Origin of the sequence: Streptomyces sp. NPDC058279 (genome assembly GCF_042881255.1) — a bacterium.
Taxonomy (GTDB): domain Bacteria; phylum Actinomycetota; class Actinomycetes; order Streptomycetales; family Streptomycetaceae; genus Streptomyces.
Genome location: NZ_JBHVYA010000014.1, coordinates 80,525 through 94,610 on the forward strand (window position 1 = coordinate 80,525; position 14,086 = coordinate 94,610).

Here is a 14,086-nt window from a genome sequence, read left to right on the forward strand (position 1 = left end):
GTTCAAAAGCCCCGGCCCATGCTGGACTGGATGCGACCGGCCAGACCGGTGTTCGGGAGCGAGGTGGCGCCCGAATCGAGGATCTCCCGGCAACTGCTTCCCAAGAGCAGGCCGAACGCCTCGGCGTCGCTCTCCTCCCGGGTGTCGAAGTGGGTACGCGCGGCCAAGGCGAGGATGTCGGCCTGCCCCAACTCGCCCCCGAGCGACCGGGCGGCCGCGGAGACCGCGTCGGGCTGGGCGCCGTGGGTCGGACACTTCCCCATCAGGGCGTGCCACATCTCGTGGGCGAGGATCACCAGCTGGTGGAGCGTGGTGGTGTGGCGCTCGACGACGATGACCACGCGGTCGTCGAAGGTGAGCGTCAGACCGCTGGCGGTGTCCTCGGGGAATTCACGAAAGAGGAGCTGCACCGGCCGGTACATGTCGTTCCCGCGTTCCTCGTTGATCCGTCGTTCGAGGAAAACCCTGAGTGACTCGAACAGCTCGTCGGGATCGGACGGGATCGGCCGTCCGAGGTTCGCGAGAATCTCGTTCCGGAGCTTGGTCATCTTCCTTTTGCCCATGTGAACCCCACTTTTACGGAAATAGCCTAGGAGTAGTTCGCGCCCGCGGAAACGGTTCCCGCGTCGTGTGAAGAGGGGTCGTTCCCCTTGTGGTGGGAAGCTCGCCCTCCAGGGCTCTTCTCCCGTGCGATCCCGTCGACGAAGAGCATCAACGCCCGCTCCACGGTCGGTTCGAGTACGACGTCGCCCAGCCGGTGCTGGATCTCCAGGGCGTAGCGGTTCCTGACAATCGGGCCGGGGTTCCCGAGGGAGGCGTTCGACTCCGGGAGGACCTCGCCCCGCAGGACCCGGTTCAACGCCTCCGCCGGCTCGTCGGTGAGGAAGTTGACCGGTACGTCGAAGAACCGCGCGATCCGCCCGGCGTGCTTGAGGTTCGGCGAACTCTGCTTGCGTTGGCTGAGCAGGGTGTTCAGCCACTGCGGCGTCATGCCGATCCCCGCGGCGACCTCGGAGGCGGTGTACGGACGCTCCCAGGTGACGCCCCCGGGTCCTTCCTCCCGGCAAAGACGCGTGTCCATCAAGAACTGGATCCGCCGGGCGACCTCCTGATGGTCGACCTCCGCGGCCTCCGGCTCCTCACCGTCCAGCAGCCGCGCGATGTCCGCTTCGGACAGGGAGGTGTGGAAGGAGAGTCTCTTCAGGTCGAACAGGCTCCTCGGATCGAGTCCCGTTCCGCGCAGCAGGGTGTCGACGGTCGTGGCGAGGTCCTTGTACCCGTCGCTCATTGACCCTCCAATCAGGACACGAAGGGAGGATGCGGTCAGAGAGGGCCCCTGACCCGCCGATCACTAGACCACGAAACGGTAGTCGAGGCAACGAAACGATCGTTTCACGAGACGGGCGGCCACAGGCGGCCCGGCCGGCGGGACATCACGCCTCCCTTACCCGCCCGGCCGGCGGGAGGTCACGCCTCCCTGACGTGCCCGGCCTGGCCGCGGGAGCCCCGGTCGACCGCAGGGGCGGCCGGTCCAGGACCTCCCGTTCCCGCGGCGTCAGTTGGGGACCGTCGAGCAGGGGCATCCGGGGCCCGCGGGCGGCGGCCAGGAGGACGTCCGGGAGTCCCAGGACGTGCGCGGGTCTGCGCAACGTCATCACGTCGGTGAGCTTCCTGACGACCAGGCCGTGGCCGATGGCCGTGTGGTTGAGGCGGTGGATGTACCGGGCTCCCAACCGGTCCACCAGCGTCGGCTTCCGGCCCACGGCCCCGGGATAGAACCGGTCCTGGCCGACCGCCAGCAGCCAGGCGGCCGCGGCCGGCCGACCGATCGCGCGCTGGGCCTTCGACGCGTATCCCGGCGCGAACACCGACGTACGCCGTGTCAGGTCCCGCAGGGCGACCGCGCCCAGGGCCGCCGCGGACATGCCGTGACCGTAGACGGGGTTGAGGCTGGTGGCCGCGTCCCCCAGGGCGATGAACCCCTCGGGCAGATCCGCCTGCTCGAAATGACGCCTCCTGTTCGCGGTGCGGGTGTAGAGGGACACCTCACTCACGGGTTCGGCGCGCGAGAGGAGTTCGGCGACGAGCGGATGACGGACGCGGCCGGCGAACTCCTCGAACAGGTCCTCGGCCGCCGACGGCTCGCCCCCGCGCGTACCCGACAGACTGACGTGCCACTGCCCGTTCTCGATGGAGATGATCGTGGCGACGAGCCCCGGCCCGCCCTGGCGGGGATCGGCCGGAATGTGGATCACGGGCCAGTCGGTCTCGGCCCCCTGCGGCGCCCGGTACCTGCGGCTCGCGTAGCGGACCCCCGCGTCGACGACGGTTTCCCGCACCCGCGGGCCGCCGATGTCCCGCAGCCATCGGGTGCTCTTCGAGCCGCGGCCCGTCGCGTCGACGACGAGGTCCGCGGCGACGATGTGCCGCGCGTCCTGTGCGTCACGAAGGACCACCCCCGAAACGCGTGCCGCGTTCCCTGCCAGGCCGCACACCTTCGCGCCGGTCCGTACCCGGACGTTCGGCAGCCGCAGGACGCGCGTGCGGACGACCCAGTCGATGAGGTCCCGGCCCGCCCCGATCAGGTAGTGGGTATCGGGCCACGAGCGGCGGTACCAGCCGGCCGGCGAGAAGGACACCATGCCGTGCGGGATCGGGACGCGGTGCGCACCGGCCGCGAGCCACTCCTCCGTCACCCCGGGGAGCAGTTCCTCCATGGCGTCGGCCCCGCCGGCCCACAACATGTGGGCATGGGCGGCCTGCGGCAGCCGTGGCCGCGGCGCGGGCGTCTCGGGAAGCACCGCGTCCTGCTCCACGATGAGCACTTCGCGCACGTGGGGCGCGAGGGCGGCGGCGGCGAGGGTACCGGCCAGGCCGCCGCCGAGAACGACCACGCGGGCGGAAGCCGAAGGGAGCGCTGTCATGGGGTGCTGCTTTCTACGACGCCGGATTGCCGGAACATGGCGATGTCGGCGCCACATCCTCCAATGGAGTGTGACGTGCTGCCAGACCAGGGGAGCACGAAGGCGGCCGCGATCACCAGTGCCGACGCGGAGGCGATGCCTTCGCGAAGTCGGCGTCGGCGGGACCGGGGGTGACCGGCGCTGAGGTCGTCCTGCTGGGTTCCGACCGTCCACGACCGGTACCGACCAGGCCAACCCCCGCGACCGACAGTCCTCCTGGCGCACAGTCAGGACCCGGACCGGAGGATCCGGTGCGGGGGGCCGCAAAGCGAAGGTAAAGATCTGGCTCGGACCGGGTGCCGGGATGAAGGTGGTTTTCGGCCAGGGTGGCGGAGGGTGGCCCTCCGGGACTCGCGCGGTGGGGGTGGCGGGGGAGGTGCGGGTGCGGGGGGATGGTCCGTCGGAGCGGGGTCGGGGGAGCCGGCGTCGCGTGGGACGGTCGGCTCTCCGGAGTGTTCGGTTCCAGCCACAGTAGGGGTGTGAAGTAGGGGTACTCCTGGCTTTGGGCGCTCTGCTAGAAATGTCTACACCAAACCCGTGTACGGAAGTGGCGGAAGAGTTCGAACTGCCGACCGCGCGCGCCGCATCTGGGACTTGAACAGGAAGTTTTCAGTCCATTGATTGAAAAGCAAAACACCGGCCTCTGGGTTCGCCGCTACCACGCTTCGGATGAAAGTCCGATCCAACTGGTCTGCCTGCCGCACGCCGGTGGCTCGGCCTCCTTCTACTTCCCCATGTCCCAGTCGCTGGCCCCGGCGGTGGACGTTCTCTCCGTGCAGTACAAGGGCAGGCAGGACCGCAGGGACGAGCCCGGGATCACCGACATCGGTGCCTTCGCGGACGCCCTGACCGCACAACTCATACCGTGGCTCGATCGGCCCCTTGCATTCTTCGGCCACAGCATGGGCGCCGTCCTCGCCTTCGAGGTGACCCGGCGGCTGGAGCGCGACCACGGCACCAGCCCCGTACGGATCTTCGCCTCCGGCCGGCGCTCGCCCTCCAGCTACCGTCACGAGACCGTGCACCTCCGGGACGACGACGGAATCGTGCGGGAAATGCGGGAACTCAGCGGGACCGATGCCAGGATTCTCGGCAACGAGGAAATCCTCCGCATGGTCCTCCCCGCGATCCGCAGCGACTACACCGCCATCGAGAACTACCGCGCCGCACCGGAAGACGTCGTGCGCGCCCCCATTACCGTGCTGACCGGTGACGCGGACCCGAAGACCAGCCGGGAAGAGGCGGACGCCTGGGAATCCCACACCACCGGCGGGTTCGACATTCACCGTTTCCCCGGCGGACATTTCTTCTTGGCGAACCATCAGGAACCCATCATGAAGATCATCAGGGAAGAACTCGACGCCGCGGTGCGGGGCCGGTAGCGGAGCGCAGGTCACCACGCCGGGAAGACCCGGCACGCCCGGTGCGGACGGAAGGCCGAATGACCAACGGTCGACCGGACGCGGACCGACGGGGCAGGCCGCGGTCACCCGGCGGGGCGCTTCGCGCCCGTACCCCATACGGCGCCCCGTCGCCCTCACCGGGCGGCCACGAGCCGATGTGGGTTTTTCGCCAGATACACAGTTCGGGGTAAGGAAAATCTGTGGTGGCCAAACTCGTCGAGCGCGAAACACAGTTGGAAACACTGCAGGAGCTGCTCGGCAGCGCGGTGCGCGGCCGAGGACGGGTCGCCGTCATCAGCGGGGCGATCGCGGGCGGGAAGACCAGCCTGCTGGAACGGTTCACCGAAGAGGCCATCTCCCAGGGCGCCCTGGTCCTCGAAGCCACGGGCTCCCGGGCGGAGCGCTACCTGCCCTTCGGCATCCTGCGCAGGATCCTCGACAGCGCGGCGCCCGTGGCCCCCGACGTGTACGCCTACGCCACCGAACTGCTCGACCGCGTCACCGACGGGACCACCGACACCGAGGCCGCCACCGAGGCCGGCATGCGCGTCCTGCCGCACGTCTCCACCGCGCTGCTCCGCCTCTCCCGCGACCGGACCGTCGTCATGGCCGTCGACGACGCCCACCACGGTGACGAACTCTCCCTCGCCTTCCTGCTGTGCCTCGCCCGGCGGGTACGGCAGGCCGGAGTGCTGATCGTACTCACCGAATCCGTACGGCTCCGGCCCGCGCAACTCGCCTTCCACGCCGAACTCCAGCGTCAGCCCAACTGCACCACCCTCCGGCTGCCGCTGCTCACCACGGGCGGCATCACCCGCGTCCTCGCCGACCACTTCTCACCCTCGGCGGCACAGCGGCTGTCCGCCGAGTGCCAGGAGACCACCGGCGGCAACCCACTGCTGGTCAGAGCCCTCGTCGGCGACGGCCTCACGGCGCTCGGGGACAGCGAGCCCTTCCAGCGGCTCGCCCCCGCCGAAACGTTCGAGCGCGCCGTCCTCGACTGCCTGCACCGCGGCGATCCCGAACTGCTCACCGTCGCCCGGGGCGTGGCCGTACTCGGCGACGCCTGCTCCCCGGTCCTCCTCAGCAGGATCGTCGACCTCCAGGTCAAGGCCACCGAACAGGCCCTCCAAGACCTCGGCCGGTGCGCCGTCCTCCAAGGCGGCTCGTTCCGCGACCCCGCCGCCCGCACCGCCGTCCTCGAAGCCGCACCGTCCGGCGTGCTGTCCGCCCTGCACTCGCGCGCCGCGAAACTCCTGCACGAGGAGGGCGCGGCCGCCCTCGATGTCGCCCGCCACCTCCTGGCCGCCCGCAGGAACGTCGAGGAATGGGCGATCCCCGTCCTCCAGGAGGCCGCCGAGTACGCCCTCGTCGACGACGAGCACGACCTCGCCCTGCGCTGCGGGGAACTGGCGGTCGCCTCCTGCGCCGAAGGTCCCCGCCACGCCTCCCTCAAGTCCCGCCTGGTCAGCATGGTATGGCGCAGCAGCCCCGCCGCCGCCGAGGGACATCTCCGCCAGCTCTCCCGCGAACTCACGGCGGGCCGGCTCGCCGACCGCGACCTCGTCCACGTCGTGTCCTGCCTCCTGTGGATGGGGGATTCCCGCGCCGCGGGCGAGGCGGTGCTCCGTCTCCAGGAAGCCGACGGCAAGGCCCGGGCCGCGGGGCGCGCACCCGCCTACGACGCGGGTACCCTCGCCGCCGCCCAGAGCTGGCTCTCCATGGTCAGCCCGCCGATACGTGACGCCTTCGACGCCGTACAGGCGCCGCGGACAACGCTGTCAGGGGCCCCCGGAGCGCTACCCTTCGCGGGGCTCGAGACCGTCCCCTACGACATCCCCGACAACGCCCACGTCCAGGCCGCCGACGCCGTCCGCACCGCCTTGCGCGGCAGGAACCAGGCCGACGCCGCCGTCACCGAGGCGATCCGGGTCCTCCAGCGCTACCACCTGAGCGACCGCACCCTCCAGCCCCTCGTCTTCGCGCTCCTCGCCGTCGTCTACGCGGGACGCCTCGACCTCGCACTCGCCTGGTGCGAACGCCTCCTCGGCGAATGCTCGGGCCGCAACACCCCCACCTGGCAGGCCGCCCTCGGCGTGGTCCGCGCCGAGATCTCCCTGCGCAGAGGCGACCTGCCGGGCGCCGCCGCACAGGCCCGCCACGCCATGTCCCGCATCTCGGTCCAGAGCTGGGGCGTCGGCATCGCCCTGCCGCTGGCCATCCTCGTCGAGTCCGAGCTCACCATGGGCAACCACGACGAGGCGATGAGCCTGCTGGGACAGCCCGTTCCGGAGGCCATGTTCGACACCCTGCCGGGCCTGCACTACCTCAGGGCCCGGGGCCGCTGCCACCTGGCGACCGGCCGCTACCACGCAGCCCTGCGGGACTTCCTGAACTGCGGCGAGCTGATGCAGGCGTGGGGCATGGACGCGGCCGAGCTGGTCCCCTGGCGCCTCGACGCCGCCGAGGCGTGGCTCGCCCTCGGCAACCCCGGCCGCGCCGAGGAGTTCACCGAGCAGCAGAGGCGGCGCGAGACAGGTTCCGCGGGCAGCCGTACGCGGGGCCTCCTGCTGCTGGCGCTCGCCCGCACCGGCGGTGACCTCACCTTCCGGCTCAAGCGGCTGACGGAGGCCGTCGAAAGTCTGGAGGAGGGCGGCGACCGGGTCCAACTGGCCGTGGCGCTCGGCGAACTGGGCCGGGGCTACCGCGCGCAGGGCGACTTCAACCGCGCCCGCATGCTGGTGCGCAAGGCATGGCACGTCGCCAAGTCCTGCGGTGCCGAACCGCTGTGCCGGCAGTTCATGCCGGGCCAGGGCGACGGCGACACCGGCGCGTCGCAGGGCGGCCGGGAGGCGGAGGCGCCCAGCGAGGTCGAGGTCCTCTCGGAGGCCGAGGCACGCGTCGCGCTGCTGGCGGCGCGCGGCCACACCAACCGGGAGATAGCCACCAAGCTGTACGTCACAGTGTCGACCGTCGAGCAACACCTGACCCGCATCTACCGCAAGCTGAAGGTGAAGCGCCGCCGCGACCTGCCCGCCCGGCTCTCCGACATGAGCCTGCCCGGCATCGCCTGACCTCCGCCTCCCGCCGGCACCGGTGGTAGACGCCGACGCCGACGCCGAGGCGGGCGCCGAGGCGGGCGGGAGGGCGGTTCCCGGGCGCGGGGGATACGGAACCCCTGCGCCCGTACCCGAACAGGTCAGGACAGCAGACCGCGCTCCAGGGCCGTGATGACCGCTGCCGTGCGGTCGGAGACCGACAGCTTCTTGAACGTCCGCAGCAGGTGCGTCTTCACCGTCGCCTCACTGATGAACAGACGGCGTCCGATGTCCGCGTTCGTCAGTCCCAGGCTGACCAACTGGAGCACCTCCCGTTCACGGTCCGACAGCGCGGGCGGTTCCACCACCCTCGCCCGGAACAGCTTGGGCGCCAACGAGGGCGTCAGGACCGTCTCGCCGCGGGCCGCCGCCTTCACCGCCTGCACCAGGTCGTCGCGGGAACTCCCCTTGAGCAGGTAGCCGGCCGCGCCCGCCTCCACGGCCCGCAGGATGTCGGTGTCCGTCTCGTACGTCGTCACGATCACCACCTTGGTGGCGGGAGCGACCCGCAGCAGGTGACCGGTGGTCTCCACCCCGTCCATCCCGCCCATCCGCAGGTCGAGCAGGACGATGTCGGGGGCGAGCCCGGCGACCATCGCGATCGCCTCCTCGCCCGAACCGGCCTGCCCGACGACGCTCACACCCTCGGCGGACCGCAGCATCGAGCTGAGGCCCTCACGTACGACCGGGTGGTCGTCGACCAGCATCACGCTGATCGTCCCGTCAATTCCCACGGCCTGCCCCTCCACTCGCGGGCACGGGCACCGTCACCTCGATGGTGGTGCCCCGCCCGGGGCCGCTGACCACGGTCGCCGCCCCGTTGATCTCTTGCGCGCGCGTCCGTATACCGCGCAGTCCGAACCCCGGCCCGCCGTCGGGGACGACGAACCCGGGCCCGTCGTCCCGTACGAGCAGCCGCGCGGTGTCCCGCCCGTACACCAGCCGGATCTCGACGGCCCGTGCCTTGCCCGCGTGCTTGCGGATGTTCGAGACCGCTTCCTGGAGGGAACGCAGCAGGACCACGCTGACCGCCATGGGCAGCTCCCGCTCGTCCCCCTCGACGGTGACGTCCGCCCGGACCCCGGTCTGGGCCGTCAGGCCCTCGGCCTGCCGCCGGGCCGCCTGCACCAGCGACGACTCCCGCAGCGCGGGCGGGGTCAGCTCGGTGACGAACTCGCGTGCCTCCGCGAGGCTTTCCCGGGCCACCCGTTCCGCCAGCCCCAGGTGCGACCGCGCGAGCTCCGGGTCGACCGTGAAGTCGGTTCCGGCCGCCTGTACGAGGCCGATGATGCTGGTGAGGCCCTGGGCGACGGTGTCGTGGATCTCCCGGGCGAGTCGCTCCCGCTCGGCGGAGACGCCCGCCGCCCGCGACAGCATGGCCACCCGCTCACGGTTGCGGCGCAACTCGTCGATCAGCTCCCCCCGTTCGCGGCTCTGCCGCGTCACCCGCGTGATCCACAGTCCGAGCAGGACCGACAGGGCGATGCCGAGCAGCGACGTGGGCAGAACGGCCCTGATGTCGCGGCTCAAGGTGCCGCCCCGCAGCCACACCACCGTAACCGGCATCAGGTTGGCCAGGACCACCACGGCGATGGCCGGCGAGGTCGCCAGGCTCATCATCAGCATCGGCACCACCGCGAACAGCGCGAACGACGCCGCCAGGTCGAAGAGCACCGCCACCGCGAACAGCAGGAACAGGCCGATGGAGAAGACGATGCTCCGCCAGCCGTGCCCCTGGCCCTGCTGGATCATAGCGCTGCGCCCCAGGGCCGCGTACCAGGGCACGGCCAGTGTCAGCGCGGCCATCGCCACGGCACGGTGGACCTGTTCACCTGCGGAGGTGAACAGCAGCATGGTGGTGACGGCGTACGAGACCGCGAAGAACGCGTCCCAGAGGCCGAACCAACGGGTTCCCGCCTCGGGCGGGTGATCGGGGCCGCCGGCCGCCTCCCCCACCCGGGTTTCAGTGCTCACGGCACCAGTCCTATCACCTCCGCGGAACCGGGGACGAAGGCGGCCGCGGGTCGCGGCGCCGTCCACCGTGTCCACCGTTCGGTTGACAGCCGAACCCACTGGTCGGTTGTCCACGTCAACCCCGCCCGGCCCATAGCGTTGCAGGTGAGAGGCATGGAGTACCGCACTGCCGTACATCACCGGCACTGCCGAAGCTGAGGAAGAGGCCCGCCCCATGAGCCCGTTCTTGACCGCACTGATCGCCAGCGGGACGATCCTGGTCATCATCCTGTCGACCGACCTCGGCACGCGCAAGGTCACCAACATGCGGATGCTGCGCTCGATCCTCGCGGTCGTCATCGTCCTCGGGCTCTTCGTGCACAAGCTGCCGCTCGACGGCAACGACCCCTCCCTCCAGCTCGCGGGCATCGGCGCCGGCGTCATCTGCGGACTGATCGCCGCGGCCCTGCTCCCCGCCCACCGGGACGCGTCCGGCGAGATCTACACCAAGGGCGGTGTCGGGTACGCCCTGGTGTGGGCCGTGCTGTCCGCCTCGCGGGTGCTCTTCGCCTACGGTTCGGAGCACTGGTTCAGCGAGGGCATCATCCGTTTCAGCATCGAGTACAAGCTGAGCGGCCAGGACGTCTACTCCAACGCCTTCGTCTTCATGGCCCTGGCCATGGTGCTGACGCGGACGGCCGTCCTGGTGAACAAGCGCCGCCGGCTGCGCGGCGGTCAGGTCTCCGTCACCGGCACCCCCGGTACGCGTGAGGGCAGTTCCGCAGGTACGCACTGAGACGACGGACGTCGGATCAGGTTCGGTACAAGATCATCTCAGAGCTAGGGTGAAGCAGTGGAACGCATGGATGGTGGCGTAAGGCTCAGGCCTCCGCGCAATCGCGTGGAACGCAGGGCGATCGGCTGGTGGACGCTCCAGTCGTCGGTGTTCGCCCTGCCCCTCCCGCTCGTCTTCGGCGTGCTCTACCTCTGCATCCCGCCCGCCAGGCCCTTCTTCGGCTGGGCCTTCCTGATCTCGCTGGTACCGGGCCTCGCCTACATGGCCGTCATGCCGGTCTGGCGCTACCGGGTGCACCGCTGGGAGACCACCGACGAGGCCGTCTACGCGGCGTCCGGCTGGCTCTGGCAGCGCTGGCGGGTCGTTCCCCTGTCGCGCATCCAGACCGTGGACACCCTCCGCGGCCCCCTCCAGCAACTCTTCGGCCTCTCCGGCATCACCGTGACCACCGCCTCGTCCTCCGGCGCCGTGAAGATCAAGGGCATCGACCACCGGACGGCGCGGGAAGTGGTCGAGCACCTCACCGAGTCGACCCAGGCCACCCCCGGAGACGCGACATGAGTCACGACACCGAGCAGGGCACCACCGCCGGCGGCCGGGGCGACAACGGCGACGGTACGGCGCAGGGTGCCGGTACGGCGCACGGTGCCGGTACGGTCGACAGCGCCGCCGACCTCGGCTGGAACAAGCTCAGCCCCAGGCTCCTCCTGGTCAACCTGAGCATGCTCGCCGGCCCGCTCGCCCTGCTCGCCCTCACCGTCGCCCTCACCGGCGCCAACCTCCAGGCGCTCATCTCCCTCGGCTCCCTGGTGATCACCTTCCTGGTCATCACCGGCATCAGCACGATGCGCCTGCTCACCACCCGCTTCCGGGTCGCCGGCGACCGCCTCGAACTGCGCTCCGGGCTCCTCTTCCGCAGCCGCCGCTCGGTGCCCGTCGACCGGATCCGCAGCATCGACCTCGACGCCAAGCCGATGCACCGCCTCTTCGGCCTCACCTCGTTGCGCATCGGCACCGGCGAACAGAGCTCCTCCTCCAGCCGCAAGCTCTCCCTCGACGGCATCACCGAGCAACACGCCCACGACCTGCGCCGGCTGCTCCTCGACCGCAGGGGCAGCGGCCGCACCACCGGCCACGACGAGGACCTCACCATCGCGGAGATGGACTGGGCATGGCTGCGGTACGCACCCCTCACCGTCTGGGGCGTCGGCAGCGTCTTCATCGGCGTCGGCACCGCCTACCGCATCCTGCACGAGATGAAGGTCGACCCGCTCGAACTCGGCATCGTCAAGGCCGTCGAGGAACGCTTCGGCTCCGTACCCCTGTGGTTCGGCATCCTCGTCGCCGTCGTGATCACCGCCCTCGCGGGTGTCGCGGTCTCCGTCGCCACGTTCGTCGACGCCTGGGCCAAGTACCGCCTGGAGCGCGAGCAGGACGGTGTCTTCCGGGTACGCCGCGGACTGCTCGTCTCCCGCTCCGTCACCATCGAGGAGCGCAGGCTGCGCGGAGTCGAGGTCACCGAGCCGATGCTGCTGCGCTGGGCGGGCGGCGCCCGCCTGAACGCCATCGCCGGCGGCCTCGGCGACAGCGAGGAGAACCGCAGCCGCCGCTCCCTGACACCACCGGTACCCCGGGCCGAGGCCCTGCGCGTCGCCGCCGACGTCCTCGCCGAGGACCGGTCCCCGACCGAGCTCGCCGAACTCGTGCGCCACCCCCGCGTCGCCCTGCGCCGCCGCGTCAACCGCGGGCTGCTCGTCCTCGCCGCCGTCGTCGCCGTCCCGCTGGGCCTGGGCCTGTGGCTCACCCCCGTCCTGGTCCACACCGCCTGGATCACGGCCCTCGTCGGCCTGCCGGTGGTCATCGTCCTCGCCAACGACGCCTACCGCGCCCTCGGCCACGGGCTCCGCGACCGCTACCTCGTCGTCCGCGCCGGCACCTTCGCCCGGCGCACCGCGGCCCTCCAGCGCGACGGCGTGATCGGCTGGAACATCACCCGCTCCTACTTCCAGCGGCGCAACGGCCTGCTCACCATCGGCGCCACCACCGCCGCGGGCGACGGTGTCTACAAGGTCCGGGACGTACCGATCGGCGCCGGCCTCGCCTTCGCCGAGGAAGCCGTACCCAACCTGCTCGCCCCGTTCATCGAACGCGTCCCGCGCGGCTGACGCCCGACGGACGGGACTCCACTGCCCGTCCCCATGACCCTCCTCGGCCGCTCGGCCGCTCGGCCGACGACCGCATGACCCCTCGAAGCCCCGCTGCCCGGGACTAGAGGCCCCAGACCAACTGGCGAACCCCCGAGAGGTGGAGGGGCGGCGACCCCCGTGCCGCCCCTCCACCTCACCCCCCGGGATCGCCTCCCCGCACGCGCCCCGTGCCCCCGTACGCAGCGGGAGCCGTGCGCGCCGCGTGCCGCGAACGCCGCAGGGGCCGTACCCGGAAACGACACCCGGATACGGCCCCTGCCGCTCGTACCGCGAGGGCGCACGCGCCCGCGGGCTCAGCGGTGGCGGGCCGCCGCCAGCTCCTCCAGCCTCGGCACCAGCGACGCGGGGGACGGCATCCTCCCGATCTCCTCCCGCACCTCCCGCGCGACCGCCGACATCTTCTCGTCCGACAGCAGCCGCCCGAGCACCTCCGCGTCGAGGTCCTCGGCCGTGCCGAGCAGACCCGCGCCCCGGTCCCGTACGGCCTCCGCGTTGATCCGGCGGTCCGCGCCGTCCGGCAGGACGAGCTGCGGCACGCCCGCGTTCAGCGCCGCCAGCGTCGTGCCCGCACCACCGTGGTGCACCGCCGCGTCACAGGTCTGCAGCAGCGCCGTCAGCGGCACCCAGCCCACCACGCGTATGTTGTCCGGAAGTTCGCCGAGCGCAGCCGTGTCCACGTCTCCCAGCGCCAGCACGAACTCCGCGTCCACGGCCGACGCCGCCGCCACCAGCCGTTGGACCGGCCCGAGGCCGTTCACGTGCACCGAAGCCGTACCCAGGGTCACACCGATCCGGCGGCCCTGCGGCTCGTCCAGCAGCCAGTCCGGAAGCACGGCACCGCTGTTGTACGGGACCGGCCGCATCGACCAACCGTCACGCTCGGGCTCCGCCATGCTCGGCGGCGCGATGTCGATCACCGGGACGTCGGCGGGCACCCCCGCCACGCCGTGCCGGGCCATCGTCTCGCCCAGCATCGACACCGTCAGCTCCCGCAGTTGCGTACCGCGCGCGAAGCCGAAGTTGTGCTGCACCGCGGGGACGCCCAGGCGCGCGGCGGCGATCAGACCGGACACGAAGATCTGCTCGAAGACGATCAGGTCGGGCCGGAACGCGTCGGCGGTCCGTACGATGCCGTCCGCGAGGTGGTCGTTGAGGTGGGTGAACAGTCGCAGCCCGTCCATCGGGTCGACACCACCCGGACCCCGCAGCCGGGCCATCAGTTCACCGGCCGTCGACTGGAGGAAGCCCTCCAGCTCGAAGCCGGGACTGACATCCGCCACGTGCAGACCGGCGTTGGCGGCCTCCAGGGCGTCACCCGCGCTGGCGACCAGGACCTCGTGCCCGGCCGAGCGCAGGGCCCAGGCCAGCGGAATGGTGGGGAAGACATGGCCAATGGCCGGATACGAGACGAACAGCACGCGCATGGGAACGCGCTCCTCCCGGGTAGCTGTGAATTGTCCGGGCCGGAGATTCGACGATGACGGAGTTCCGGTGATGGAATAACATCGCTACTCTTGCAATTACCAGCCCTACCGGCGCATCCTGATGCAGTCATGCGTGCCGAGTCAAGGCGCTTCCCGGAGCCCGGGGTTAGGGGTCCGTAGGGGCCTGTTAGGGGTTTCTCGCCCTTCTTCCGCGTGCAAGAGTGTCCCCTGGTCTTGGATTC

The 14,086-nt window shown here is 71.0% G+C and carries 11 protein-coding genes; 5 read left to right on the top strand and 6 right to left on the bottom strand.

Translation table 11 applies throughout. The features are described from left to right. Positions 1 to 2: 2 nt before the first annotated feature. The 3 genes from ACFVXJ_RS23980 to ACFVXJ_RS23990 all read right to left on the bottom strand — a co-directional run bounded on the left by ACFVXJ_RS23980 (position 3) and on the right by ACFVXJ_RS23990 (position 2,924). Complete coding sequence (locus ACFVXJ_RS23980) at positions 3 to 548, bottom strand: toxin-antitoxin system, toxin component (protein WP_389664540.1); 546 nt, start codon at positions 546 to 548, stop codon at positions 3 to 5. A 41-nt stretch (positions 549 to 589) separates the two neighbouring features. Then, complete coding sequence (locus tag ACFVXJ_RS23985) at positions 590 to 1,288, bottom strand: hypothetical protein (RefSeq protein WP_389664542.1); 699 nt, start codon at positions 1,286 to 1,288, stop codon at positions 590 to 592. A 145-nt stretch (positions 1,289 to 1,433) separates the two neighbouring features. Next, a complete protein-coding gene (locus ACFVXJ_RS23990; RefSeq protein ID WP_389664544.1) occupies positions 1,434 to 2,924 on the bottom strand; it encodes an FAD-dependent monooxygenase in 1,491 nt (496 codons plus the stop codon). Positions 2,925 to 3,580: 656 nt separating this feature from the next. Between ACFVXJ_RS23990 and ACFVXJ_RS23995 the strand changes: the two genes are divergently transcribed. Beyond that, a complete protein-coding gene (locus ACFVXJ_RS23995) occupies positions 3,581 to 4,345 on the top strand; it encodes a thioesterase II family protein (protein WP_389664545.1) in 765 nt (254 codons plus the stop codon). A 224-nt stretch (positions 4,346 to 4,569) separates the two neighbouring features. Beyond that, positions 4,570 to 7,440, top strand: a complete 2,871-nt coding sequence (locus ACFVXJ_RS24000) for an AAA family ATPase (RefSeq protein WP_389664547.1) — start codon at positions 4,570 to 4,572, stop codon at positions 7,438 to 7,440. 125 nt (positions 7,441 to 7,565) lie between these two features. Here ACFVXJ_RS24000 and ACFVXJ_RS24005 read toward each other — a convergent pair whose 3' ends face one another. Both ACFVXJ_RS24005 and ACFVXJ_RS24010 read right to left on the bottom strand, forming a co-directional pair. Next, complete coding sequence (locus ACFVXJ_RS24005) at positions 7,566 to 8,171, bottom strand: response regulator (protein WP_389664567.1); 606 nt, start codon at positions 8,169 to 8,171, stop codon at positions 7,566 to 7,568. A 16-nt stretch (positions 8,172 to 8,187) separates the two neighbouring features. Further along, a complete protein-coding gene (locus ACFVXJ_RS24010; RefSeq protein WP_389664549.1) occupies positions 8,188 to 9,438 on the bottom strand; it encodes a sensor histidine kinase in 1,251 nt (416 codons plus the stop codon). Between the two features lie 214 nt (positions 9,439 to 9,652). Between ACFVXJ_RS24010 and ACFVXJ_RS24015 the strand changes: the two genes are divergently transcribed. From ACFVXJ_RS24015 to ACFVXJ_RS24025, 3 genes are all read left to right on the top strand, one after another. Then, the gene (locus ACFVXJ_RS24015; protein WP_389664550.1) at positions 9,653 to 10,213 is read left to right on the top strand and encodes a hypothetical protein; all 561 of its coding nucleotides are present in this window, start codon (positions 9,653 to 9,655) and stop codon (positions 10,211 to 10,213) included. Between the two features lie 66 nt (positions 10,214 to 10,279). Further along, the gene (locus ACFVXJ_RS24020; protein WP_389664568.1) at positions 10,280 to 10,774 is read left to right on the top strand and encodes a PH domain-containing protein; all 495 of its coding nucleotides are present in this window, start codon (positions 10,280 to 10,282) and stop codon (positions 10,772 to 10,774) included. After that, the gene (locus ACFVXJ_RS24025; protein ID WP_389664552.1) at positions 10,771 to 12,378 is read left to right on the top strand and encodes a PH domain-containing protein; all 1,608 of its coding nucleotides are present in this window, start codon (positions 10,771 to 10,773) and stop codon (positions 12,376 to 12,378) included. Before ACFVXJ_RS24020 ends, ACFVXJ_RS24025 begins: the two co-directional genes overlap by 4 nt. 335 nt (positions 12,379 to 12,713) lie before the next feature. Here ACFVXJ_RS24025 and ACFVXJ_RS24030 read toward each other — a convergent pair whose 3' ends face one another. Further along, positions 12,714 to 13,844, bottom strand: a complete 1,131-nt coding sequence (locus ACFVXJ_RS24030; RefSeq protein ID WP_389664554.1) for a nucleotide disphospho-sugar-binding domain-containing protein — start codon at positions 13,842 to 13,844, stop codon at positions 12,714 to 12,716. Positions 13,845 to 14,086: the final 242 nt, after the last annotated feature.

Excerpts from the sequence above, each read along its gene's own strand:
- ACFVXJ_RS23980 (WP_389664540.1), bottom strand. The coding sequence starts at position 548 with ATGACCAAGCTCCGGAACGAGATTCTCGCGAACCTCGGACGGCCGATC.
- ACFVXJ_RS23985 (WP_389664542.1), bottom strand. The coding sequence starts at position 1,288 with ATGAGCGACGGGTACAAGGACCTCGCCACGACCGTCGACACCCTGCTG.
- ACFVXJ_RS23990 (WP_389664544.1), bottom strand. The coding sequence starts at position 2,924 with ATGACAGCGCTCCCTTCGGCTTCCGCCCGCGTGGTCGTTCTCGGCGGC.
- ACFVXJ_RS24005 (WP_389664567.1), bottom strand. The coding sequence starts at position 8,171 with ATGCTGGTCGACGACCACCCGGTCGTACGTGAGGGCCTCAGCTCGATG.
- ACFVXJ_RS24015 (WP_389664550.1), top strand. The coding sequence starts at position 9,653 with ATGAGCCCGTTCTTGACCGCACTGATCGCCAGCGGGACGATCCTGGTC.
- ACFVXJ_RS24020 (WP_389664568.1), top strand. The coding sequence starts at position 10,280 with ATGGATGGTGGCGTAAGGCTCAGGCCTCCGCGCAATCGCGTGGAACGC.
- ACFVXJ_RS24025 (WP_389664552.1), top strand. The coding sequence starts at position 10,771 with ATGAGTCACGACACCGAGCAGGGCACCACCGCCGGCGGCCGGGGCGAC.
- ACFVXJ_RS24030 (WP_389664554.1), bottom strand. The coding sequence starts at position 13,844 with ATGCGCGTGCTGTTCGTCTCGTATCCGGCCATTGGCCATGTCTTCCCC.